This is a genomic window from Gemmatimonadota bacterium (assembly GCA_009835325.1).
Lineage (GTDB): Bacteria > JAAXHH01 > JAAXHH01 > JAAXHH01 > JAAXHH01 > JAAXHH01.
Map to the genome: position 1 here is coordinate 72,161 of VXWP01000087.1, position 23,506 is coordinate 95,666.

The 23,506-nt window shown below is 64.3% G+C and carries 22 protein-coding genes, 4 tRNA genes and 1 other RNA gene; 5 read left to right on the forward strand and 22 right to left on the reverse strand.

All coding sequences use genetic code 11. The features are described 5' to 3' along the window. Window positions 1–18: 18 nt before the first annotated feature. The 19 genes from F4Z81_12165 to F4Z81_12255 all read right to left on the reverse strand — a co-directional run bounded on the left by F4Z81_12165 (window position 19) and on the right by F4Z81_12255 (window position 13,130). Window positions 19–1,305: a competence/damage-inducible protein A gene (locus F4Z81_12165; protein MXW05808.1), complete on the reverse strand. Its 1,287-nt coding sequence runs from the start codon at window positions 1,303–1,305 to the stop codon at window positions 19–21. Next, window positions 1,302–1,757, reverse strand: coding sequence for a phosphatidylglycerophosphatase A (locus F4Z81_12170; protein ID MXW05809.1), 456 nt, complete (start codon window positions 1,755–1,757; stop codon window positions 1,302–1,304). The genes F4Z81_12165 and F4Z81_12170 overlap by 4 nt, the downstream gene beginning before the upstream one ends. Window positions 1,758–1,759: 2 nt before the next feature. Further along, window positions 1,760–2,344, reverse strand: a complete 585-nt coding sequence (gene pgsA, locus F4Z81_12175) for a CDP-diacylglycerol--glycerol-3-phosphate 3-phosphatidyltransferase (protein ID MXW05810.1) — start codon at window positions 2,342–2,344, stop codon at window positions 1,760–1,762. A 51-nt stretch (window positions 2,345–2,395) separates the two neighbouring features. Next, window positions 2,396–2,998 (reverse strand): recombination protein RecR, encoded by a 603-nt coding sequence (recR, locus tag F4Z81_12180; GenBank protein MXW05811.1) that lies wholly within the window; start codon window positions 2,996–2,998, stop codon window positions 2,396–2,398. A gap of 82 nt (window positions 2,999–3,080) precedes the next feature. Then, entirely contained in the window at window positions 3,081–3,398 is a 318-nt protein-coding gene (locus F4Z81_12185; protein MXW05812.1) for a YbaB/EbfC family nucleoid-associated protein, read from the reverse strand. Between the two features lie 44 nt (window positions 3,399–3,442). After that, the gene (dnaX, locus tag F4Z81_12190) at window positions 3,443–5,533 is read right to left on the reverse strand and encodes a DNA polymerase III subunit gamma/tau (GenBank protein ID MXW05813.1); all 2,091 of its coding nucleotides are present in this window, start codon (window positions 5,531–5,533) and stop codon (window positions 3,443–3,445) included. Between the two features lie 55 nt (window positions 5,534–5,588). Next, window positions 5,589–5,856: signal recognition particle sRNA large type (gene ffs / locus F4Z81_12195), an RNA gene on the reverse strand. Between the two features lie 84 nt (window positions 5,857–5,940). Then, a tRNA-Ala gene (locus F4Z81_12200) sits at window positions 5,941–6,013 on the reverse strand. Between the two features lie 10 nt (window positions 6,014–6,023). Next, window positions 6,024–6,109, reverse strand: a tRNA-Ser gene (locus F4Z81_12205). A gap of 71 nt (window positions 6,110–6,180) precedes the next feature. Further along, a tRNA-Ser gene (locus tag F4Z81_12210) sits at window positions 6,181–6,265 on the reverse strand. Beyond that, window positions 6,244–6,759, reverse strand: a complete 516-nt coding sequence (gene tadA / locus F4Z81_12215) for a tRNA adenosine(34) deaminase TadA (protein MXW05814.1) — start codon at window positions 6,757–6,759, stop codon at window positions 6,244–6,246. Before tadA ends, F4Z81_12210 begins: the two co-directional genes overlap by 22 nt. 21 nt (window positions 6,760–6,780) lie before the next feature. Then, window positions 6,781–6,854 (reverse strand) — tRNA-Arg (locus tag F4Z81_12220). Window positions 6,855–6,958: 104 nt separating this feature from the next. Next, the gene (locus tag F4Z81_12225; GenBank protein ID MXW05815.1) at window positions 6,959–7,486 is read right to left on the reverse strand and encodes a gamma carbonic anhydrase family protein; all 528 of its coding nucleotides are present in this window, start codon (window positions 7,484–7,486) and stop codon (window positions 6,959–6,961) included. A 40-nt stretch (window positions 7,487–7,526) separates the two neighbouring features. Further along, window positions 7,527–8,819, reverse strand: a complete 1,293-nt coding sequence (gene larA, locus F4Z81_12230) for a nickel-dependent lactate racemase (protein ID MXW05816.1) — start codon at window positions 8,817–8,819, stop codon at window positions 7,527–7,529. A gap of 9 nt (window positions 8,820–8,828) precedes the next feature. Next, window positions 8,829–9,812, reverse strand: a complete 984-nt coding sequence (locus F4Z81_12235; GenBank protein ID MXW05817.1) for a hypothetical protein — start codon at window positions 9,810–9,812, stop codon at window positions 8,829–8,831. A gap of 124 nt (window positions 9,813–9,936) precedes the next feature. Then, entirely contained in the window at window positions 9,937–10,983 is a 1,047-nt protein-coding gene (locus tag F4Z81_12240; protein MXW05818.1) for an NTP transferase domain-containing protein, read from the reverse strand. Further along, complete coding sequence (gene eda, locus F4Z81_12245; GenBank protein ID MXW05819.1) at window positions 10,908–11,567, reverse strand: bifunctional 4-hydroxy-2-oxoglutarate aldolase/2-dehydro-3-deoxy-phosphogluconate aldolase; 660 nt, start codon at window positions 11,565–11,567, stop codon at window positions 10,908–10,910. Before eda ends, F4Z81_12240 begins: the two co-directional genes overlap by 76 nt. A gap of 19 nt (window positions 11,568–11,586) precedes the next feature. Continuing rightward, complete coding sequence (locus tag F4Z81_12250) at window positions 11,587–11,988, reverse strand: cupin domain-containing protein (GenBank protein ID MXW05820.1); 402 nt, start codon at window positions 11,986–11,988, stop codon at window positions 11,587–11,589. Between the two features lie 26 nt (window positions 11,989–12,014). Then, the gene (locus tag F4Z81_12255; protein ID MXW05821.1) at window positions 12,015–13,130 is read right to left on the reverse strand and encodes a mandelate racemase/muconate lactonizing enzyme family protein; all 1,116 of its coding nucleotides are present in this window, start codon (window positions 13,128–13,130) and stop codon (window positions 12,015–12,017) included. Window positions 13,131–13,558: 428 nt separating this feature from the next. Between F4Z81_12255 and F4Z81_12260 the strand changes: the two genes are divergently transcribed. The 5 genes from F4Z81_12260 (at window position 13,559) to F4Z81_12280 (ending at window position 19,542) form a co-directional block, all read left to right on the forward strand. Further along, window positions 13,559–14,491, forward strand: coding sequence for an ABC transporter permease (locus tag F4Z81_12260; GenBank protein ID MXW05822.1), 933 nt, complete (start codon window positions 13,559–13,561; stop codon window positions 14,489–14,491). Beyond that, on the forward strand, window positions 14,491–15,399 hold the full coding sequence (locus F4Z81_12265; GenBank protein ID MXW05823.1) for a DUF368 domain-containing protein: 909 nt from the start codon (window positions 14,491–14,493) through the stop codon (window positions 15,397–15,399). The genes F4Z81_12260 and F4Z81_12265 overlap by 1 nt, the downstream gene beginning before the upstream one ends. Window positions 15,400–15,436: 37 nt before the next feature. Then, complete coding sequence (locus F4Z81_12270) at window positions 15,437–16,312, forward strand: ABC transporter permease (protein MXW05824.1); 876 nt, start codon at window positions 15,437–15,439, stop codon at window positions 16,310–16,312. A gap of 27 nt (window positions 16,313–16,339) precedes the next feature. Further along, window positions 16,340–18,079, forward strand: a complete 1,740-nt coding sequence (locus F4Z81_12275) for a peptide ABC transporter substrate-binding protein (GenBank protein MXW05825.1) — start codon at window positions 16,340–16,342, stop codon at window positions 18,077–18,079. A gap of 68 nt (window positions 18,080–18,147) precedes the next feature. After that, entirely contained in the window at window positions 18,148–19,542 is a 1,395-nt protein-coding gene (locus F4Z81_12280; protein ID MXW05826.1) for an MBL fold metallo-hydrolase, read from the forward strand. A 19-nt stretch (window positions 19,543–19,561) separates the two neighbouring features. Here F4Z81_12280 and rnz read toward each other — a convergent pair whose 3' ends face one another. The 3 genes from rnz to hflB all read right to left on the reverse strand — a co-directional run bounded on the left by rnz (window position 19,562) and on the right by hflB (window position 23,306). After that, the gene (rnz, locus tag F4Z81_12285) at window positions 19,562–20,479 is read right to left on the reverse strand and encodes a ribonuclease Z (protein ID MXW05827.1); all 918 of its coding nucleotides are present in this window, start codon (window positions 20,477–20,479) and stop codon (window positions 19,562–19,564) included. Window positions 20,480–20,514: 35 nt separating this feature from the next. Continuing rightward, window positions 20,515–21,303, reverse strand: coding sequence for a dihydropteroate synthase (gene folP / locus F4Z81_12290; GenBank protein ID MXW05828.1), 789 nt, complete (start codon window positions 21,301–21,303; stop codon window positions 20,515–20,517). A 68-nt stretch (window positions 21,304–21,371) separates the two neighbouring features. Further along, window positions 21,372–23,306 carry an ATP-dependent zinc metalloprotease FtsH gene (gene hflB, locus F4Z81_12295; protein ID MXW05829.1) on the reverse strand — a complete coding sequence of 645 codons (1,935 nt, stop codon included), beginning with the start codon at window positions 23,304–23,306 and terminating at the stop codon, window positions 21,372–21,374. Window positions 23,307–23,506: the final 200 nt, after the last annotated feature.

Consider the following 23,506-nt stretch of genomic DNA (forward strand, 5'->3'; position numbering starts at 1 on the left):
ACGTGGCCTGTGGGTTGTCTACGTGACCTGTGGGTTGAGGATCCCGGGGACCCGGTTCGTGCCGGACGCGTGGGTGAGTGCCTGCCGCAGCAGGTTCAGGGCGGCCAGCGCGGCCCGGGTCTTGTTGACCTGCCGGTCCGGCCCCAGCATGAGTTTTCGCGTCTCGACACCGTCCGCCGAGGCGAGACCCAGGTAGACCAGTCCCACCGGCTTCTCGGGCGTCCCGCCTCCGGGCCCGGCGACGCCGGTAGTGGACAGTCCGTAGGTGGCGCCGCTGGTATGCCGGATGCCCTGGGCCATGGCTGCCGCGGTTTCCTCGCTCACCGCGCCGTGGCGATCGATCGTGCTCACCGGTACTTCCAGGCGCGCCATTTTCGCGGCGTTGCTGTAGGACACGACCCCTTCCAGCAGGTAGTCGGAACTGCCCGGCACGTCGGTCATGCGGGAGGACACGAGGCCGCCGGTGCAGGATTCGGCGATCGCCACGGTCGCGTCCGCCTCCCGGAGCAGGCGTCCCACCACCTCTTCGAGGGTATCGTCGTCCACGCCGTAGATATGCTCGCCGGCCCGGTCGATCATCCTTGTTTCGACGGCTTCGATGCGCCGCCGGGCTTCCTCCCCGGTGCGGCCCTCGGCCGTAAGCCGCAGGTTTACCCCGGACTCCTGGGGCAGGGAGGCGATCTTGACGTCCTCGGCCGCTTCGATGACATCGCCGATGATCTGGGAGAGATTCGATTCGCCGATGCCCGTGGTGCGGATCCACCGGTGCAGGATGACCCTCCCCGCGCCCTGGTCCTTCAGCCGCGGCAGCACCTGTTCGTTCAGCATCTTCTTCATCTCGCGAGGCACGCCCGGCATGACGAACACGGCGGCGTCGTGGTGGCGTACCAGGAAGCCGGGCGCCGTCCCCACGGGATTGTCGAGCACCTCGGCGTGCCGGGGCATATAGGCCTGGATGCGGTTCGATTCCGGCATGACCATGCCCCGCTGGGTGAACATCCGCTCCACGGTCTCCATGATTTCGGGATGAAAGACCAGGTCCTGTCCAATCGCCTCGGCGATGACGGTCTTGGTCACGTCGTCGTGCGTCGGTCCGAGCCCGCCCGTGACGAGCACCACGTCTGCCTGCCGGCACACGGTTTCCAGGGCCCGGCCGATGCCTGGTCCCTCGTCGCCCACGGTCATGGAACAGACCGGCTCGATACCCGTTTCCGTCAAGCGCCGGCCGATATAGGCGGCGTTGGTATCGACCACGGAACCGTAGAGCAGTTCGTCGCCGATCGTGATGATCGCGGCGGACTTCATGACAAGAACCCCGTTATGATCCGCAGGAGGAGATGGGCGTAGACCGCGGCCACGACATCGTCCATCATGACCCCCAGCCCACCGGGTAGGCGCTGCACCCGGTCGCAGGGAAAGGGTTTCCAGATATCCAGGACGCGAAACAGGACGAACCCCGCGATCACGGTCAACAGGTCGAAGGGCATGCCGGCGAAGACGATCAGGACGCCGGCGATTTCATCGATGACGATCCTGGGCCCGTCGTGGCCGAAGAGGGGTTCCGCCCGGCTTGATACCCAGACGCCGAGGACGAAAAAGAGCACGGTGACCAGCAGGTAATAGGGCAAGCTCAGCCCGAGCGGACCGGTCAGCGCCCAGACCAGCCCCAGCCCCAGAACGCTGCCCGCCGTGCCGGGCGCGTGGGGCGTGTAGCCGACATAACATCCGGTCGACAGCAAGGTGATCAAAGCGCGCATGCCTACCTCAGCAGACTGGTGAATATGGACCGGTTCTTGACCACGTAATCCAGGCCGGAACTGACCGTGAGCACCATGGAGACGAAGACCATGCCGTTGAGGACCCACCAGGCGATATCATCGAATTCCCCGTTCCACTGGCCGAAGGCGATCATGGTCGTCTGGACGTTGATATAGAGCAGGATGATCACGATGACCACCATCTGCGAGGCGGTCTTCCACTTGGCCACCTGGGTCGGCAGGATGAGCAGGCCACGGTACGCCGCGATACACCGCAGGCCGGTCACGATGAAGTCCCTTCCGATGATGACCAGGACCATCCACGTATAGATGTAACCGAGGGACGCGAAGCAGATCAGCGCGGTGGACGTGAGGATCTTGTCCGCGAGAGGGTCCATGAACTTGCCGAAACTGGTGATCACCCCGGTCTTGCGCGCCAGGTAGCCGTCGTAGAGGTCCGTCAGCGCCGCGATCATGAAGATGACCAGCGCGATATATCGTGTATACAATGTATCTACCAAGAAGAAGACCATGAAGATGGGACTCAGGATGATGCGGAATATGGTCAGCTTGTTGGGCAGGTTCATGGCGGCAAGGGGATCGACGGTTCGGTCCGGCGGACTCGATTCGGTTCCGGGTTACAACTCCGTGCGGCCTTCCAGGGCGCGGGCGAGGGTCACTTCGTCGGCGTACTCCAGGTCGCCGCCCATGGGAAGACCCCTGGCGAGACGGGTAACCCGCACGCCCAGGGGCTTAATCAGGCGGCTGAGGTAGAGCGCGGTGGCTTCTCCCTCGATATTGGGATTGGTCGCGATGATGACCTCTTCCACCGAATCGCCCATCCTGTCCACGAGCTCCCGGGCGCGTATGTCGTCCGGAGTGATGTTGTCGAGGGGCGAAAGCGCGCCGTGGAGCACGTGGTACAGGCCGCGGTATTCTCCCGTGCTTTCGAGCGTGATCACATCGCGGGGCTCTTCCACCACGCAGATGGTCTCCGGTTTACGCCGGGCGTCGTGACAGATCTCACACGTTGCGGACTCGGTGATGTTCCAGCACACGCTGCAGTACCGGACCTTCTCCTTCACCGCGCGGATGGCGTCGGACAACGAAAAGGCGCGTTCGGCGGGCCCCTTCAGTATATGGAAGGCCAGCCGCTGGGCCGTCACCCTGCCGATGTTGGGCAGGCGGCTCAACTCGTCCACCAGGATTGCCAGGGCCTCGGAACTGTATTTGCGCACCATGGGTTTACATCCAGTACGACCGGGCAGCAAGACCGGACGGTAAGACCGGACCGGGACCGGCGAAACGTCTCGCGACGGAGTGTTACGGACCCAGGCCGGGGATGTTCAGTCCGCCGGTGATCTGGCCCATTTCCTGGTTCACCAGTTCCTGCGCCTTCTGCTGGCCCTGGTTGACGGCGGCCAGTATGAGATCTTCGAGCATTTCCACGTCATCGGCGTCCACCACGGCCGGATCGATCCTGATCTCCACGACGCTCAGCCTGCCGTCGACCACCGCGGTAACCATCCCGCCGCCCGCAGTGCCTTCGACCCGCTTCCCGGCCATTTCTTCCTGTATCTGCATCATCTTCTTCTGCATCCGCTGGACGCGCTTCATCATGCCCGACATGCCCTTGGCCATGTTATTTTCCTTTCCTGCCCGCCTTCGCTGGCCGCGACCCGGACTCAGTCCGTCACGATCTGGCCGTCGAAGGCCTCCACAATTTTCCGGACGGCCGGATCCTTCGCGGCGCCCGCGCGGGTGTTTGCCGCCTGGCCGCCTGTTTTGCCGGCCGTAGTGGTGTCCGGTGTTTCGCTGACGATTTCTTCGGCCGAACCGGGATATTCGTCCAGACCGGCCCCGGCGTCATCGGCCCCGGCGTCATCGGCCGGGTCGTCGTCACCGGACATACTCGCTGCTGCGTCATCGGTTTTCTGTGTGGTGATTTCCGCCGCCGTGCTTCCGCCTCCACCTGTCATTTCCGCACCGGCGTCATCGGTTTTCGGTTTGGTGACATACGCCGCGGCGCTTTCGTCGATCTCGCATTCGATCCGGACCGGTATGCCCAGTACCCTGGTGCTTTCCGATTGTATCAGCGATTTGTTTTCACGTTTTTCCATCTGCTGCATATGAAACACATGGCCGGATTCGAACCTCAGGGTAAGCCTGAAGGGAGCTTCCGGACCGGCGTCATCGGGAAGCGAGCAGTCCGAAAGCACGGCTTCTGCCAACAGGATGCCCAGGCCGTTTCTTTGCCGGGTGATCTCATCCACGATGGCGGGCCATCGGTTGCGGGCTTCGCGGAGATCCAGTTTCGGGGAAGTCGGTGTGGCCGCCGATGATTCGGTGGATGCCGCCGCCGACTCGGTGGACTCCGGCGATGACTCGGAGGATGCCGCGGGTAACTCGGTGACCGTCGATGGCTCAGTGGATGTCGCGGAGCTTTGGTCCGCATTAGCGTCTGGTGCGGGTGATGGCGCAGGTGCGGTGCCTGCCGTTGAATCGACAGTCTGAGAGGACGGGGTTTCGGGAGCCTCAGTGCCGGAAACCTCTGTCCCGGAAGCCTCTCCACCGTCTCCCGCTCCTCCCTCTTCCGCTCCTCCCTCTTCCGTTTCCACGCGCCGGGCCATTTCGGACAGGCGGGCCATGACGTCGGTCAACTGCACCGATCGGGCTATGCGTATCATGCGCACGACACCGGTCTCGAGCTGCACCCGGGGAAGCGCACTGGTCTTTACCGACTGTTCCATCTGCGTGGCCAGCTGCGAGAGTCTGAGCAGGTCTTCCGTCTCGAATCGTCCGGCCTGTTCCCGGAAGCGGTCCAACGCGAGGGCGGCGTCTCCGATCAGCACTTCCGCTTCGGGCGCCGCCTTGACGACGAGCAGGTTGCGCAGGTGTTCCAGGATGCCCAGGACGATCTCCTCGAGATCGTGTCCCTGGCCGAAGATCCGGTCGACCAGTTCCAGCCCTTTGGGCACGTCCTGTTCCGCCACGATGTCCAGCAACTCGAAGTAGACGTCCTGGTCCACGATGCCCAGGACCTCCGCCGCCTCGCCGGCGGTCAGCGCCTCGCCGCCGAAGGCGACGACCTGGTCCAGCAGGCTTTCGGCGTCCCGCATGCTGCCGTCCACCCGGCGCGCGATGAGGGCGAGGGCCTCGCGCTGGACGTCGTACCCGCTCTTCTCGCTGATCATGGCCAGGTGATCCACGATGGTGGGCCCCGATATGCGCCTGAAGTCGAAGCGCTGGCACCGGGAGAGCACGGTGGGGATTACCTTCCGGGGGTCCGTCGTCGCGAAGATGAAGTACACGTGGGCAGGGGGCTCTTCAAGCGTCTTCAACAGGGCGTTGAAGGCCTCCTTGGTCAGCATGTGCACTTCATCGATGATGTAGATCTTGTGCTTGCCCTGGCTGGGCGTGTACTTGACGCTCTCGAGCAGATGCGTCCGGACCTGTTCGACCCGGTTGTTGGACGCGCCGTCGATTTCCAGCACGTCGACGCTGCGTCCTTCCGAGATTTCCCGGCAGAACGTGCAGACGTTGCAGGGCGTCACCGTGGGACCGTCGACGCAGTTCAGGGCCTTGGCCAGGATGCGGGCCGTGGTCGTCTTGCCCACGCCGCGGGGTCCGGCGAAGAGGTAGGCATGGGCGATCTGGCCCGCCTGAATGGCGTTTTTCAGCGTGGTGGTTACGTGTTCCTGCCCGATCACGCCGTCGAATTCCTGGGGGCGCCATTTTCGGGCGGTGACTTCGTAGGCCAATGCCCAACCCTCCATGCCTGGGTTACTCGGGACAAGAGGCAGGCGGAACGAAGGGGAAAAGATAAAGCGGTCGTGCACCCACCCTCGAATCTACTCGTATCGAGGCATCCGTGCCGCCGGCTCCGGCCAGGCGCTCCCGCGGCACACGCTTCATGCGCTTACCGCTGCTACCTTCCGGTCCTGACGGGGTTGGGCGTTGTCACGTTGCGCGGGACCTGACTTTCAATACCGGATGCAGCGCATACCGGCGACGCAAGTGCGATCCTCGGGATGGGAATTCGATCCCGCTGTAGCGGGTTGCGGGTTACAGGGCACCGCTAACTCCCCATCTAGCACGACCGTAATCGATCCAAGCCTGTAATACGGATGGCGGGGACACCGGCTGCCTTGAACACCGACTGCCTGGCGCCCGGCCTTCCGAGTGGAGCAGAGCGGAATCGAACCGCCGACCTCCAGATTGCGATTCTGGCGCTCTCCCAACTGAGCTACTGCCCCAAAACAATTACGGAGAGGGTGGGATTCGAACCCACGGTCCACATGGTGAACACACGCTCTCCAGGCGTGCCGATTCAACCGCTCTCGCACCTCTCCCAGGTCAATGTCTGAAGCCATTGCCGTGGCCGGTAGCCATCCTCCGGGATTCCGTTCAGCAGGCTGTAGAACGGAGAGGGTGGGATTCGAACCCACGGTGCCCGAAGGCACAACGGTTTTCGAGACCGTCCGATTCAACCACTCTCGCACCTCTCCGGCAACCTCGGTTCGTCAACTGTATCGCCCGCTCCCCTTTTCGCCCTGAAGAATTCTTTCAACAGCCCTGAACAGGTTTCCGCCAGCACCCCTCGCGTTACAGCCACCTGGTGATTCAACCGGGTGTCCCGCACGATATCGCGCAGGGACCCACAGGCCCCGGTCTTGGGATCGTCTGCCCCGTACACGATTTCGTCCAGTCGAGCCAGTACGATCGCGCCCGCGCACATGGCGCAGGGTTCCAGCGTAACGTAGAGCGTGGCACCGGCCAGCCGTTCATAGCCCTGCGTTGAACTGGCTTCCCGGATCGCGAGCATCTCGGCATGAGCCGTGGGATCGCGCAACCGTTCCACGCGATTCTGGCCCCGGCCGATGATCACGCCATCGTGAACGATCACGGCTCCGACGGGCACATCACCGGCGGCTCCCGCCGACCGGGCTTCTTCCAGCGCCAGCCTGAGCCATTCTTCGTGTTCGCCCTCGTTCGTTCTCATGCTCCCGCGTCCCACGGAAAATACGCCCGGAGGGAGTCGAACCCCCAACCTCCTGATCCGTAGTCAGGTGCTCTATCCAATTGAGCTACAGGCGCTCAGGACCAGCATAACAGAGCACCGCAAACTACAGAACAGACCCGTCAAAGTCAAGTGGATTCTGACGCCTGATCCGTAGTCCGGAGCGCCACGAATCAGGCTGTCAGAAAGCGTCGTGAACCCGCCGTTCCAGATAGATTCTTCCCCGTTCGACGTATCCTTCCGCGGTCCGGTGTATGCGTTCGATCTGCTCGTCCGTGACGGAACGTATCACACGTCCGGGAACGCCTACGACCAGGGAGCCCGGAGGTACTTCCGTGTTTTCGAGCACCAGTGCGCCGGCGCCGATGATGCTGTGCCTGCCGATCCGCGCGCCGCTGAGGATCACGGCGCCCATGGAAATCAGCACGTGGTCCTCCACCACCGCGCCGTGGACGATGGCGCGGTGCCCCACGGTTACGCCCTTGCCCAGTTCGGTGGGCATGCCGGCGTCGATGTGGAGGACGCTGCCGTCCTGCACGTTAGTTCCCTCGCCGATGGTTACGGGCTCGTCGTCCGCCCGGATCACCACCTGGAACCAGACGCTCGCGTCCTTGCCGATGTCGACGGCGCCGATCAGGTCGGCGCTTTCTGCCACGAAGACGGACGGATGGATGCGGGGAGCGTGGTGGACGTACTGGTTGGAAGTCATGTGAGGCTCGAAATCTGTCGGCGGCGTGGCCGGCCGTGCGCTAACCGGCTGCGTCCTGTCCGGGCACTACCCTGGGGATCACATAAGGCCCTCTTGGAACGACCGCTATGGTGGCGCCGGCGCCGTGACGCTTCAGTGCCCGTGTAATGCCGGCCTCGACGGACGGTACCGGCTCGACCAGGCAGTCCCGGACGTCGTCGTCACTCAGCCCGTCCGTGTAAAGATACACCCGGCCCTTCTTAAGCGCCTTGACCAGTTCCTCGATCTCCCACTGGTCGATGGTGAACACGCCCGGTTGCTGAATCCAGTGGATGAAGGCGTCGATGTCCGTCGTCTTCCGAAGCAGTTCTTCGAACTCCGCGCTTCCGATCCCGTCGGCGCATCCCGCGGCGATGACGATGGAACCGTCTTCTTTCAGGATGTCGAGCACGCCGACCATGCCCTTCACCGCCTGGTAGAAGGTGGTGTCCAGGGGATAGCCGGCCGACGAGGTCACGACGATGTCCACCGGTTCTTCGACGGAGGCCACGACCATGCCGTCCACGTGGCGGACGCCTTGCCGGTGCGCCCGGTCGAGCTCGCCGGCAAACACCCCGGTGATCTGGCGGTCTTCGTCCATGGCCACGTTGAGGATGAAATCCACCCCGGCCCGCCGGGCGATTTCCAGCGCGGCCTCGTGGAGCGGGTTGCCGTCGAGCACGCCCGTCGTGGCGTTGGGATGCTCCAGGATACCGGGTCCGTGAAGATGCTCGATCGTCTCCACGCCCACGAGTCCGGGCGCGACCAGCTTGCGTCCGCCCGAGTACCCGGCCATGAAGTGCGCCTCGATCAGCCCGGTCAGCACCTTGAGGTCGCTTTCCACGTATCTGCGGTCCACGCGGATAGGGATCCCTGTGCTGGTGGCGCCCAGGTCGGCCTGTTCGTTCCCGTTGCGGGAGACGTGGTTGACGACGGGATACCGGTCCACCACGTCGCCGGTCAGGGTCTCGCGAAGCTGTTCCTCGTCCATGGGGGCGTGCAGTCCCGTGGCGACCAGCAGGGTGACATCCGCCGGTCTGATCCCGCTTTGCTCCAGGCATTCAAGGAGCGGCGGCAGGATAATGTCGTGGGGGACGGGACGCGTTATGTCGGAGACGACCACGCACGCGTCGCGGCGGCCCCGGGCGATTTCCGCAAGGGGCGGACCGGCCACGGGCCGCTGCAGGGCCTCCCGGGTCGAGGTCACCGGATCATCCAGCGGGGGCGTCTCCCGCATATTGAGGACAGCGGCCAGGTTCTCGTCCGGGACGCTTACCTCGAGGCCGGATTTATGGTAGTCGAGGGTGATGTTCACGGGGGCTCCCTACGGATCATCTAGCTCGATTTCGAGTCCGGGTCCCGGCGAAGGTTCGAGTATGCCCGCAGCGCCGGCATCCATCATGACCGGCGCCAGTTCATCGGGGTTGTCGTGGAGCGCCACGATGGCTCCGCTGCTGCCCGCCAGCTTGGCGCCGGACGCGCCTGCACGCCGGGCGAGTTCGATGAACCGGTCGTCCTCGGGATTGGATCCGCCGAGTGACTGCGTCAGCGCCTGGTTCTCGTTCATCAATTCTCCCAGCGCGTCGATCCGGTTATCGAGGATCGCTTTCTTGCCTTCCCGGGCCAGGGCCGCGATGGCGCTATATGCTTCGACCACTTCGGTTTCCCCGGCAAGCCAGCGTTCCCGCAAGGGGGTGTGCACGCCTCCGGAGACGCGCTGGCCTCCCGTGATGACTACGACAAGCGGCAGGGCCGGGTCGGGAGCCATCTGTTCCATGGTGGCGAAAGGATCGGTCCCGTATTCCAGGTGGAATTCCTTTCCCCTGAAATCCATGTAATGAAGCCCGCCGAAGGTGCACATGTAGGCGTCCTGGTACCCGCAGAAAGTCAGGTTCTGGTACTCGATCCCGCGAACGAGCTCCGCCTGGTGGTACGGATTGTGGCGGATACCGCGGTAGGCGAGCAGCCCGGCGACCATCGATACGAGTAGCGCGGTCGATCCCGACAGGCCGGCGCGGAAGGGGATGCCGGTCGACCACGAGATCCTGGCGAGCAGATCCGTAGATTCGGTTCCGGTCAACGCGACCCGGGCGATATCGAAAATGTCCTCACGTAGGGCCAGGTCGTCGGACGACGCAATGACGCGCTGCTCGGTGCCGGCGTCCAGGACCAGGCGGTCCGCCGGCTGGATCCTGACCCGCGCCCGCTCCTTGGTCGAGCACGAAATCACGCTGCCGCCGTACATGTCCGTAGGATTTCCCACTATGCCGACACGGCCGGGTGCGGATGCGGTTAGGGTCCCGTTCATTTGGACTCCACCCGGCGCGTATCTAGCAGACCATGCAGCCCGTGCGGACCATGCAGCCCGTGCGGACCATGCGGACCACCTGATCGACAATCGCGCCGAAACGCACGCAGTATGCACTCGGTAATCATGATTCGTTCAACCGCCCTCGGAGAAGATCGCGGAAAGCCGGTCCGTCGGTCTCGTCCTCCACGGCGTAATCGGCAAAGGCTTCCCAGTAGGTCAAAGGCGTACCGATGTCGTAGCGCCGGTCGGCGGACCCCAGGGGTACGCACCAGACATTTCCACCGGGGCCGGCCGGTCCGCGCGCGCCGACGTCGCCCCCCGGACCGCCCAAGCCACCTGGGTTGCCCGCCCTTAGCAGGCCGCGGATGGCGTCGGCGAGCCAGAGTTCGCCGTTTGTTCCACGCGGCGTCGCCTCGAGCGCGGGGAAGATGCCGGGACCACAGATGTATCGGGCCGATACGGCGTAACGGCTGGGTGCGCTATCCGCAGGCGGTTTCTCCACGATATCGTCGATGGAGAAGGCCGCGTCCGATACGTACCTGGGCTTTACGATACCGTACCGCGACACCTTGTCTTCGGGCACGTGCTCCACCGCGATGGTGCACGCGGCGTCTTCCTTCCCGTGGGTCGCCATCATGCGACGCAGGACGCTGTCTTTCCCCGTCGACCGGATGACAGCGTCGCCCCAGGCCACGACGAAGGCGTCCGATCCCGCAAAGGCCTCACCCAGGCGCACGGCGTCGCCGTTTCCGGCCGGAACCTCCTGGCGCACGAATGAATAGTTCAGTGCGGGCAGCCCGTTCTCATCTACGTTACCCGGCTCCCGCCGTGCATCGGGCGGCCCATCGGAAGGTCCGCCGGGCGATTTTGCCGCCCCGTCCGAAGGTCCACCATGCACGAAGTATTCCTCGATCGCCTTTTTGCGGCTGGAGGTCACGAAGAGGATGCGCTCGATCCCCGCGGCCGCCAGTTCATCCACAACGTGGTGAATGGCCGGTTTGCGCCCGAGGGGCAACATTTCCTTGGGGACAGATCGCGTAAGCGGCAGCATCCGCGTGCCCAGGCCCGCGACGGGCACGACGGCCTTGCGGATCATCCCCCACCTTCCTGTCGCGCGTTCCGAACCGCCTCGACGTATTTCCGGGCCGTATCGGTGAGCACATGCCATTCGCCCGCGGCCACGGCGGCCTTGTCGACCAGGTTTCCGCCCACGGCCACGGCGCAGGCGCCTGCCCGGATGAAGTCGCCCGTGTTGTCCAGGTCCACTCCGCCCGTGGGCATGAGATCGATCTGGGGGAGCGGCGCCTTGACGTCCTTGAAATAGCGGGGTCCCACCGCCGTTGCGGGAAACACCTTCACGATGTCTGCGCCACATTCCCAGGCCGTCAGGATCTCGGTCGGGGTCAATGCACCGGGAATGATGACCTTGTCGTACCGTCGGCAGAGGGTGATGACGTCCGGGTTCAGCGTAGGCGTCACGATGTATTCGGCGCCGGCCAGGATCGCCGCACGGGCCGTTTCGGGGTCCAGCACGGTGCCCGCGCCGAGGAGGATCTCGTCCCCCAGCCGGTTCGCGCATTCGCCGATGGCGTCCAGGGCCCCGGGCGTCGTCATGGTGATCTCGACGGCTCCGATGCCGCCCCTGCCGATGGCCTGGGCGACCTGGACCAGCGCGTCGGGCCGGTCCGCCCTCAGTACCGCGACCACGCCACAGGCCTTGATGGAAGCGAGGTTTTCAGATCTCGAAGACATGGATATTCTCCAACGGATGTTACTCCAGGGTGACCTTCACCTTGCGCTCCGGCCGCTCGTGCAGGTGCCCGTGTCCCGTCAGCGCCACGCCGAGACGGATGGACGGCTTGCCGCCCACTGGGAAAATGTGATGGAACGTCAGGGCCGGTACGAAGATGAAATCTCCCGCCTTCGCGTGGACGGTCTCGTCACGGCCCTCGATCACCCAGTCGATCTCGCCCTCCAGCACCAGCCACCACTCGTCGTAATCGTGGCAGTGATTGTCGTTGATCGTGCCCGATTCCTGCCAGATGAACGCCGCGGTCACGTGGTCCGCGGCAACGACGGCGCAGGAGGCGGGCGGTGGGCCGATCCGTTCCTTGATCTCCTCGATATTGATACGGTTGAGCGTAGCGTGCATGATCGGATTCGGCGGGGCCATCGGGGTGCTCCTTTGGTGAACCGGGCCTACGCGACCCGGTACTTCGATACGGTTTCCTCGTCTACCGTGACGCCCAGCCCGGGTCCGTCGGGCACCGCCACGAATCCTTCGTCATCGATGGCAAAGCGTTCATGGGTCAGTTCGTGTCGCAGCGGCGAATCGGACATGCAGAACTCGAAGACGGACGCGTTGGGCAGGGCAGCCAGGGCGTGCAGCGACGCCGCCATGGTAATGCCGCTCTTGTAACTGTGGTTGACGACCTTGCGGCCGTGCCGGTGGGCGGTCCGGCCGGCTTCGGCCATGGTCGTAATTCCGCAGCGCCCCGGGTCGGGCTGGATCCAGTCGAGCCCGCCCTCGGTGACCAGACGTTCGAAGTCTTCGAGCCGGGACTCCGCTTCCCCGGTGGCGATGGGCACCGGACTCTCCGCGGTCAGCGCGGCATATCCTTCGATGTCGTCCGGATGCAGCGGCTCTTCGATCCAGAAGGGCCGGTACTCGGCGAACTGCCGGGACCGGGTGAGCGCGGTCTTCCAGTCCCATACCTGGCCGGCGTCGATGAGCACGTCCACCTCGTCGCCCGTGCCTCGCCGGGCCTCCCGAACCAGGGCGACGTCCTGCCTTTCGTCCTTCCCCATAGGGCCCCAGCCGAACTTCACAGCCGTGAATCCCTGGTCGGCGAATTTCCGGCCGATCGCCCGGGTCTGCTTCGGCGTGTCTCCGAACAGTACGGAGGCATAGGCCCGGAACCTGAGCCGGTGCGCGCCGCCCAGGAGTTCGTAGACGGGCTGTCCGCTCGCTTTCCCCGCGATGTCCCAGAGCGCCAGGTTGATCCCAGCCATGGCGTGTCGCCCCACGCCGACCCGGCCATAATAGTTTGCCGACGCCATCATCCGATCCGTGCAGGCGTCGATGTCCAGGGGATCGGCGCCGGCCAGCGCGTTGGCCAGGCCGTTGCAGATCTGGTGCGACAGCGGCGCGTCGATGACGGCCTTGACCACGGTGGGACACGAGTCGACTTCGCCCCAGCCCTTGATGCCTTCGTCGGTTTCGATGCTGATCAGGCAGGTATCCTGCGTCCCGTCACAGGCTTCCGTCACCCGGGGCAGCCGCAGGACCAGGGCGGAAACCTCGACGATCCGCACGTAAACGACCTCCTCTACCCTCATCCCGGCGATGTGGAATCACGTCGGTAATGTGTGGAACGGCACGGGGGGTGTCAAGGGGAGATGGCCCTGGATCGGGGGTGGGACGCAGGCCCTCGGGCAACCGGCCCGATCACAGGTTTCATGCGGTCTGAATCCGCTCCCGGAAGCGCCCCGGAACCGCCTCCGGAACCGTGCCGGTGACGCCCCGGAATCGGTAAATAAACCTTGACACCTCCGAGCGTCCGCTTGCACTTTGGAGGCTGGATTGACGGCATTCCCGCTCGTTGCACAGAACGGCGGATTCGCCCGGATTCGCTCCCATTTGCCTGGATTCGCCTGGCCTCAAACGGACTCGACCGGACACGCCTGAATCGGCCCGGACTCGCCCCGTTTTGCCGCCGTGGCGCGTCAGAAAACCCAAATCTATGTTCCGATACATCGTATACCGCATCGTAGGCCTGGTCGGCGTCCTGTTCCTGGTCACGGTCATCACCTTCAGCCTGATGCACGCAGTACCGGGCGGCCCCTTCGACGAGGAGAAGATGCCCCTGTCGGCCGAGGCCAAGGCGAATATCCTACGCAAGTACGGACTGGACCGTCCCCTCTACGAGCAATACGGACGGTACATGTGGAACGCGCTCCAATTCGATTTCGGCATCCCCTTCCAGAGTCCGGGAGAGACGGTGACGGACCTGATTGCGCGGACGTGGCCCATCAGCATGCAGCTGGGCGGCATGGGCCTGGCCGTGGCCTTCTCCTTCGGCATCCTCCTGGGCATCCTGTCCGCAATACGCCAGAACACCTGGGTGGACTACGGGACCACGGTTATCGCCACCCTGGGGATCACTGTGCCCAGTTTCGCCATTTCCATACTGTTCATCGTCCTTTTCGCGACCATCTGGAGGGTCCTGCCCACGGGCGGATGGGGCGGGCCGGAGACCTGGATCATGCCGGTGATCGTCTATGCCCTGGGTCCCATGGCCATCGTCGCCCGGTACACCCGTTCGAGCATCCTCGAGAACCTCCGCATGGACTACGTGCGCACGGCGCGGGCAAAGGGACTTAAGGAGCGCAGCGTCCTGTTCATCCACGTGCTGAAGAACTCGCTGATCCCGCTGCTCACCATCATGGGGCCCATGCTGCCCGGGGTGATGACCGGGTCGCTCTTCGTCGAAGGCATCTTCCGCATCCCCGGCCTTGGGCAGTTCTTCGTCACGAGCATCTTCGAGCGGGACTACCCCATGATCATGGCCCTGACCCTGCTCGTCGCGGTGCTGATCGGTATCGTCTACCTGATAACGGATATCCTGTACGCGCTTGTGGATCCCCGGGTCAGATACGTTCGCGGGAGCAAGTAATGGACCACGGTACCGCGCATACGAAACGGACGTTCCGGGATTACCTGGGCATCTCGGCCCGCGGTTTCTGCATGGGGGTGGCCGATGTCGTGCCCGGCGTGTCCGGGGGCACGATGGCCTTCATACTGGGCGTATACGAAGAGTTGCTCGACGCCGTGCACGCCGTCAACGCGAGGTTTCTGCGTTCGCTGGTGACCTTCCGGTTCGGCGATGCCTTCGACGGTTTCCCCCACCGGTTCCTGATCGCCCTGGTAACTGGCATCTTCGTGGCCATATTCAGCCTGGCCCAGTTCTTCGCATGGGCGCTCGATCACCATCCCGTCCACGTCTGGGCCTTTTTCTTCGGGCTGGTGCTGGCGTCGATCATCACGGTGCGGGGGAAGGTGTCTCGCTGGACCGTGAAGGAAGCACTTGCTTTACTGCTGGCGGCCGCGGGTGCCTTCGTCCTGGTGGGCGCCGTTCCGGTCGAGACGCCCTCGGCAGCCTGGTTCGTCTTCCTGAGCGGAGCGATCGCGATCTGCGCGATGATCCTGCCCGGCATATCGGGCTCGTTCATCCTGGTCATCCTGGGGAAATACCAGTACATGCTCACCGCCGTGGTCGAGCGGAATTTCGTGCCCATCCTCATTTTCGGGTGCGGCGGGATCCTGGGACTGGTCTTCTTCGCGCGAGCGCTCAGGTGGCTGTTGCGCCGCTACCATGACGTGACCGTGGCGGCCCTCATCGGCCTCATGGCCGGCTCGTTGCGCAAGATCTGGCCGTGGAAGGAAGTCGAGGAGAACGTCCTGCCCGCGTCGCTTTCGGGAGAAGTCCTGCTGTCCATCGGCCTTGGTATCGCGGGCTGCGCGATCGTGGTCATCATAGAGCGGCTCGCGTCGAGGCGACCCGCAGGACACACGGTAGACTAGCACAAGGTAGACCAGCACACGGAAGGCCAGCACACGTATGACCAGCACCTTGACCGAAATCACCTCATCTTCCGGCGGCCTCTGGCGCGACGCCCTGCGCCGCTACATGAAGAACAAGCTGTCCGTCGCCGCGGGCATCATCATCATCGTCATCACCTTCATGGCCGTCTTCGCGCCCTGGGTCTCGCCGTCCCACTATTCCGAGGCCAATTTCGACGAAGCCTGGCAGTTCCCGTCCTGGACCCACCCCATGGGCACGGACAGCATCGGCCGGGATTACTTCAGCCGGATCGTGTACGGCGCCCGGATCTCGCTCATCGTGGGATTCGTCGCGCAGATGATTTCCCTGCTGATCGGCGTGCCGCTGGGCGCCATCGCCGGGTTCAAGGGGGGCAAGGCCGATTACATCGTCATGCGCCTGGTGGACGTCATGTCGGTCTTCCCCAGCCTGCTCTTCGCCATACTGATCATGGCCTGGCTGGGAAGCGGGTTGAGCAACGTGCTGTTCGCCATCGGCGTGACCGGCTGGGTGGGCGTATGCCGCCTGGTCCGCGCGCAGTTCCTGTCGCTGCGGGCTTCCGACTTCGTCCGCGCCGCCCGTTCCATGGGCGCCTCCAACGTGCATACCATCGTGCGCCACATGCTGCCCAATGCCCTCAGCCCCATCATCGTCGGCCTGGCCATGGGCATTCCCCAGGCCATATTCGCCGAGGCCGGCCTGAGCTTCCTCGGACTGGGCATCAACCCGCCCACGCCGAGCTGGGGACAGATGGTCAGCAGCCACCTGCCCAACGTGATCTACTACTGGCACCTCGCCCTCTTTCCGGTATTCATGATCGCCCTGGTCATGCTTGGATTCTCGCTCATCGGCGACGGACTCCGCGACGCCCTCGACCCGCGGATGAACGAATAGGGCTTCCCGTCCTATGGCAGGTGTAACATGCGAATCAAGACCGGCATTTCGATTTTTCGGCGTTCGAGCTTTCTGTTCCTTATCGCGGGGTTGGCCTGGTCGGCCTACGGCCTGATCGATACGCTTCTCGCCGACACCGAGCCGCGCTATGTCAATTCCATCGGCGTGCCGCTCCCCGGGGACGCCCTTCCTCCCGGACAGCAGGTCATTCGCGTCTTCTCCGAGTCACGGCCCTATAACGAGTGGTTCCGGACGGTTTACAAAGGCGCCGCCGGGAAGTACATCATCGCCGAGCCCTTGACGCGCACCAACCGGAATTTCGAGTTGCGGGGCGGCGCGGCGGAACGATGGGAGGTGTCGGACGACGGGCTGGACTGGACCTTCCACCTGCGGCCGGGGTTGCAGTGGAGCGACGGCCGGCCGTTGACGGCGCACGACTACGTCTTCTCCCTGCGCCGCGGCGCCGATCCGGAAAACGCCTACGACTTCGGGTGGTATTACCAGCCGATCCGGAACTGGCAGGCCGTCGTCGCCCGCACGGTGCCTGTGGACTCCCTGGGCGTGTGGGCTTCCGACGATCTGACCCTCCACATCGCGACCGAAGAGACCACGCCCCACCTGCCTCTGCTGTTGACCTACTCGTGGGTATCGCCCGAACACACGGTGCGCAAGTATGGCGACACGTGGTCCACCCGGCCGGAAACCTGCGTGTCTTCCGGTCCTTTCATCATGGTGGAATGGATAAAAGGCGAGCGGATGGTCTACGAGGCCAATCCCATGTACCGCGGGGTCGACAAGCCCTACCTGGAAAGGTTGATCTACAAGATGTTCAACCTGACCACGCCGCCTCCGAGGATACCGGCATACGAAGCCGGAGAGATCGATTTCACCGAGGTGGAGAACCAGGCGGAACTCGCCCGCCTCCTTTCCGACGACGCACTGAGCGACCAGGTCCATACCTGGCCCAATTTCTGGACCCATTACCTGTTTTTCGACGTGACGCAACCGCCGTTCAACGACCGGAGGGTCCGGCTCGCGCTGAGTCTCGCCATCGACCGGGACGCCATTTGCCGTTCCGCGCTGAAGGGGTTCGCCATTCCCGGCTACGCCATGCTGCCGCCCGGATTCCCGGCCTACTCCGACGATGCTTACGCGGAAAGCCAGGGTTATGACCCGGAACGCGCCCGGCAGCTGCTTGCGGATGCGGGGTATCCGGATGGCCGCGGCATTCCCGAACTGGACATGTGGCTGCGGAACGAGATCGTCATGCACCGTGACGCGGCGGAGGGGATCCAGGCGATGCTGCAGCGAAACCTGAACATAGAGGTCGAAGTACGCAACGTGGAGAACAAGGTCTTCATGGACGGCCTGAACAACCACACCCTGGCCTTCGGAATGGTACCCTACGAATTTGATTTCGTGGATCCCAGCAATCTCCTGGGACTTTGGCGGTCGAATGGGCGGCACAACTGGAACAACGCCGCTTTCGACGTACTGATGACCGAGGCCGAGGCCGAGGTCAGGGATCCGCACCGCCGGATTTCACTGTACAAGGAAGCCGAGCGGCTGCTGGTGGAAGACGTGGCCGGCGTGTTCCTCTGGCACCGGCAGCGCGCACAAGTTTGGAAGCCCTACCTTAAAGGTTCGGCGCTTGAGCCGAACGCGGCAGGTTACCGGACGTGGCGGGGCGACCAGGTGATGAGTTCCTCCATCACCTTTTACCTGGCGGAAGACGAACCGGGACTTGCCCTGCCTGCTCGGAGATAGTGAGGCCAGGACCGGAGCGCGGAAGGCGCGGCGAATCGCGGCAATCCGGAGCGCGGAAGGAGTCCGACATGATACTCAACCAGTACTACCTGGGCTGTCTCGCCCATGCGTCCTATTTCCTCGGGGACGAATCATCCGGCGTCGCGGCCGTCGTGGATCCGCAGCGCGACATCGGCCAGTACATCGAAGAGGCCGAATCCCGGAACATGACCATCGCCCATGTCTTCCTGACGCACTTCCACGCGGATTTCGCCGCGGGCCACCTGGAACTGAGAGACCGCACGGGCGCCATGATCCACCTCGGGGCGCGCGCCGAGGCGGACTACGCCTTCGAGCCGATGCGGGACGGCGGCGGCATGGATCTGGGCCGGTTACGTCTCGCCTTTCTCGAAACGCCCGGGCATTCTCCCGAGTCCGTCTGTATCCTGGTCTACGATCCGGAAGCGGCGGCCTCGCCCTACGCCGCGCTGACCGGGGACACCCTGTTCATCGGCGACGTGGGCCGACCGGACCTGCGGGCCGCGCTCGGCTGGAAGGCCGAGGACCTCGCCAACCTGCTCTACGACTCCCTCCACGGAAAGCTGATTCCGGCGACCGTCGACGAGACGCTCGTCTATCCCGCGCACGGCGCCGGCTCGTTGTGTGGCAAGAATCTGAGTACGGACACGGTGTCCACCATGGGCGATCAGAAGAAGTACAACTACGCGCTGCAGCCCATGGATCGGGAGACCTTTACCCGTCTCATCACGACGGACCAGCCCGAGGCGCCTTCGTACTTCACCTACGACGCCGCGTTCAACGCGCAGGAACACGAAACGCTGGACCATCTGCTGAAGCGCAACCTGAACCCCCTTTCATTGGAGGAGGTGTTGCGCAAGGCGGAAGACGGCGCCCAGCTGCTCGACACGCGGGACGCCGCGGAATATGAGGGTGCGCACCTGAAGGGGAGCGTCAACATCGGCCTCGGGGGCCAGTACGCCAGCTGGGCGGGCACCCTGCTGCGGCGTGACCGGCCGATCGTGCTGATCACGGGATCAGGCGCCGAGGAGGAATCCGCCCTGCGGCTGGGCCGCATCGGCTTCGACCACATCGCAGGATACCTGAAGGGCGGCATGCACGCGCTGGATAAACGGCCCGACCTGCTTGGCCGGACCGACCGCATCACCGCGGCGGCGCTCAGGGACCGGCTGGACACGGAACGCCCGCCCCTGGTGCTCGACATCCGATCCGGCCAGGAACGCGCCGGCAAATCCATCCTGGGCAGCCTCCACGTTCCCCTGAACCATCTGGAAGAACGCCTTGGCGAGATCCCCACCGGCACCACGGTGGTCGTCCAGTGCGCCGGCGGTTATCGTTCCGCCATGGCGGCCAGCATCCTGAAGCGGAACGGCATCGCGGACGTGATGGACCTGGTCGGGGGCCTGGCGGCCTGGGAGGCCGTCCAGCGTGAGACCGCGGATTGACCCGGGGGATGGACCGGTCTCATTTATACATGGGTACGTTGAATTCCATAAGGTCACGTGCGACGCGGGTGGCGGGAAAGACCTTGCGCGCCTCTGCGGCCAGGGGCCCGTCCTGCATGTAGCGTGAACTGATATGGGTCAGCACGAGGCTGCCGACCTTCGCGCGGCGGGCGATGCGGGCGGCCTGCACGACCGTCGAGTGGTGCTTCTGCCGGGCCTGCGCCCGCAGGTCGTCGCTGAACATGCCGTCGTGGATCAGCACGTCCGCCTCGAGGGCGAGCGACACCACCTGGTCGCACGGCCGGGTATCCGTGGCGTACACGATCTTCCGGCCCCGCCGGGCGGGACCGAGTACCTGGTCGGGCTCGATCACCCGTCCATCCCGCAGCGTCACGGCTTCACCGGCCTGCAGCCGCCCGTAAAGCGGTCCCGGCGGTATGCCCAGCCGCCGCGCTTCCTCGACCTGAAACTGACCGGGACGCTCCCTTTCCTGGAAGGCGAATGCCAGCGTAAAGCAGCTGTGGTCCACGGGTACGGCTTCGACGAAGACCGTGTCGTCCTCGGAGACCAGGCCGCCTTTGGTCTCCGTGACGATCACGGGGAAGGGGCACTGGTGGCCCAGAAAGCGCCGGTTGCCTTCCACGAACTCTGAAATGCCCGGAGGTCCGTGGATGTGCAGTGCCCGTTCCCGCGGTATCTGCCCCATGGTCATCAGCAGGCCGGGCAATCCCATCACGTGGTCGCCGTGCAGATGGGAGATATAGATCCGTTCGATCTTGCTCAGGGGCAACTTCGCCCGCACCATCTGCGTCTGCGTGCCTTCCCCGCAGTCGAAGAGGAACACGCGGCCGTCGCACTGGACGGCCACGGACGGCAGGTTTCGCGTCAGGGTCGGAATGGCGCCTCCGGAGCCCAGGATAACGATGTCTATGGTCATGATGGAAGATGGATGGCCTTGTTTTCGGTGGGCGCCTACGCCTGCCGCGCCTTGCAGATCGCGTCGGTCATGCGGACCACGCGGCTCATTTCCCTGACGTCGTGGACCCTGACGATGCTGGCGCCGTTGGCGACGCTTAGCGCGACCGCGGCCGCCGTGCCCTCCATCCGGTCGTCTTTCTCCGCGTCGAGCACACGGCCGATGAAGGACTTCCGCGACGGGCCGATCAGAATGGGACGATTCAGTCGCTGGAATGACGCCAGGGACCGGATCAGGAGCAGGTTGTCGCTGAGCCGTTTGCCGAAACCGATGCCGGGATCGACAATGATCCGCGATCTCCGGATGCCGTGCGCCACGGCATGGGCTATGCGCGCGTCCAGCCACTCGACGATTTCGCCCACGGTATCCCGATAGCCGGGATTTCGCTGCATGTCCCGTGGTGTTCCCGCCGTATGCATGATTACCACGGGAACTCCTTCAGCGGCGACCGTCCCGGTCATATCCGGATCGGCGGTCAAGCCGCTGACGTCGTTCACCAGCCGGGCACCGGCGCCTATGGCCCTGCGGGCGACTTCCGCCTTCCGTGTATCGATGGACACCGGTTGCTCGATCCGGTCCTTCAATCTCTCAATGACGGGAATGACCCGCCGAATTTCCTCCTCCGGATCGACCGGTTCCGCGCCCGGCCGGGTGGATTCTCCGCCCACGTCGATGACGTCCGCGCCTTCTTCGGCCAATCGCTGACCGTGCCGTACGGCAGTCAAAGGATCCCAGTACCGGCCGCCGTCATAGAAGGAATCCGGCGTGACGTTGAGGACGCCCATGACTCGTGTGCGTTGCGAACAGTCCCAGAGAAACCCGTCACCCTCGATGACACGTTCATCATCCACGATCAGACTCCGGGTGCGGCCAGGGGAGGCTCCTTGAAAGGCGTGGGGGCCGGCGCTTTTTCATCGTCCGTACGGGCCTCCTCCGCCTGCCCCGCTTCATTCTTCGCGTCCTGCCCCGATGCGGCTTCACGCTTTACGGCCGGTTCCAGCGTTTTCCCCGCCAGCAACTGTTCCATCTGGGCCCTGTCCAGCGTTTCATGTTCGAGAAGGGCCTCGGCCATCCGGTGCAGGGCGTCTTCCCGCTTCGAAATGATGGTTTCCGCATGCTGCCGGCAGGCATCCAGGATGCTTCTCATGTCCTCGTCGACCTTCACGGCCGTCTTGTTGCTGTAATCCCGCTTCCGGGTGAGTTCCCGGCCCAGGAAAACTTCACCGTCCTGGTTGCCGAGGGCCAGGGGACCGATTTCGCCCATCCCCCAGCCGCAGACCATGTGACGCGCCAGTTCCGTGGCGCGCTTGATGTCGTCGCCGGCCCCGTTGAACGTGTCGCCGACCCCGATGCGTTCCGCTACCTGTCCGGCCAGCAGGCAGGCGATCTGGCCCCGGCACCAGGCCTCCGAATACAGGTACTGGTCTTCCTCCGGAATAGAGTAGGTGATCCCGAGCGCCTGCCCGCGGGGAATGATGGTGACGCTGTGCGGAGAGTCGATCTCGGGGATCAGAGCGGCGGTCAGGGCGTGGCCGCTTTCGTGGTAGGCCACGGTTCTGCGTTCTTCTTCCGACATGACCAGCTGGTGTTCCGAGCCCATGACGATGCGGTCCCTGGCGCGTTCGAGGTCCGACATGGTGATCTGCTTGTGATCTTCCCGCGCGGCGAGCAGGGCCGCCTCGTTCATGATGTTCTCCAGGTCCGCGCCCGACATGCCCGGCGTGAGCCTGGCCATGGTCTTCAGGTTTACGCACTCCGCCAGCGGCTTGCCCTTCGCCTTGATTTCCAGGATCTGCTCGCGTCCCCGGACGTCCGGCCGGTCCACGGTGACGTGCCGGTCGAACCGTCCGGGCCGGAGCAGCGCCGGGTCCAGCACGTCGGGGCGGTTCGTGGCGGCGATGAGGACGACCCCGCTGTTCGGTTCGAAACCGTCCATTTCCACGAGCAACTGGTTCAGCGTCTGTTCCCGTTCATCGTGCCCGCCGCCCAGGCCCGCGCCCCGGTGGCGGCCCACGGCGTCCAGCTCGTCGATGAAGATGATGCACGGCGCGTTCTCCTTGCCCTGTTTGAACAGGTCCCGCACCCTGGACGCGCCGACCCCCACGAACATCTCCATGAAATCCGCGCCGCTCATGGTAAAGAAGGGAACGCCCGCTTCACCGGAAACCGCGCGGGCCAGGAGGGTCTTTCCCGTGCCGGGCGGACCCAGCAGGAGCACGCCTTTCGGAATGCGCGCGCCGAACCGGCTGAACTTTTCCGGATGCTTGAGAAACGCCACGACCTCCTGCAGGTCGCGCTTCGCCTCTTCGACGCCGGCCACTTCGCTGAACTTCACGCCTTCGCGCTCTCCCGTAAGCCTGGCCTGGCTCTTCCCCATGGAGAAGAGTCCCTTCTGGCCGCCCTGCATCTGGCGGAAGATGAGGATCCCCAGGCCGATGATGAGGAGCAGCGGCAGCCAGGTGACCAGGTGCGCATACCAGGGGCTCGACTTCGGCCGCGCGGTGATGGTTACGTCTCTTCGCACCAGTTCATCGATCAGTTCCGTGTCTTCGAAAGGAATCTCGACCTTGAACCGGGTCTCCATGGATTCCCGGCCGCCGGGCACGGGTGTACTGACCCCGTTTCTGAATTCGCCGACGATGGTCTTTTCGAGTATCGTAACGCTCAGGATGTTCCCGTTGGCCAGGTGGTCCCGGAAAGTGGAGTATCCGATTTCCATCCCGTCGGACCGGTTCCGGCTGAAGAACTGTACCAGCACCACCGACAGCAGGGCCAGGAGTACCCACATGACGATGGTGCGCGTACGGCGAGGAGCTTGCTGCCGGTTGCCGCGGCCCTGGCCTGGAGCTTGCCGCCGGTTGCCGCGGTCCTGACGTGGTTGAGCGGGGCGTCGTCCCCGCGGCTCTTCCTTGTGCTGCCTGGAGTTCGTCATTTGAACTTGCTCGTCCCGAGTGCTTGTGTGTTGCGCCAATAAATAAGCGTGAGGAT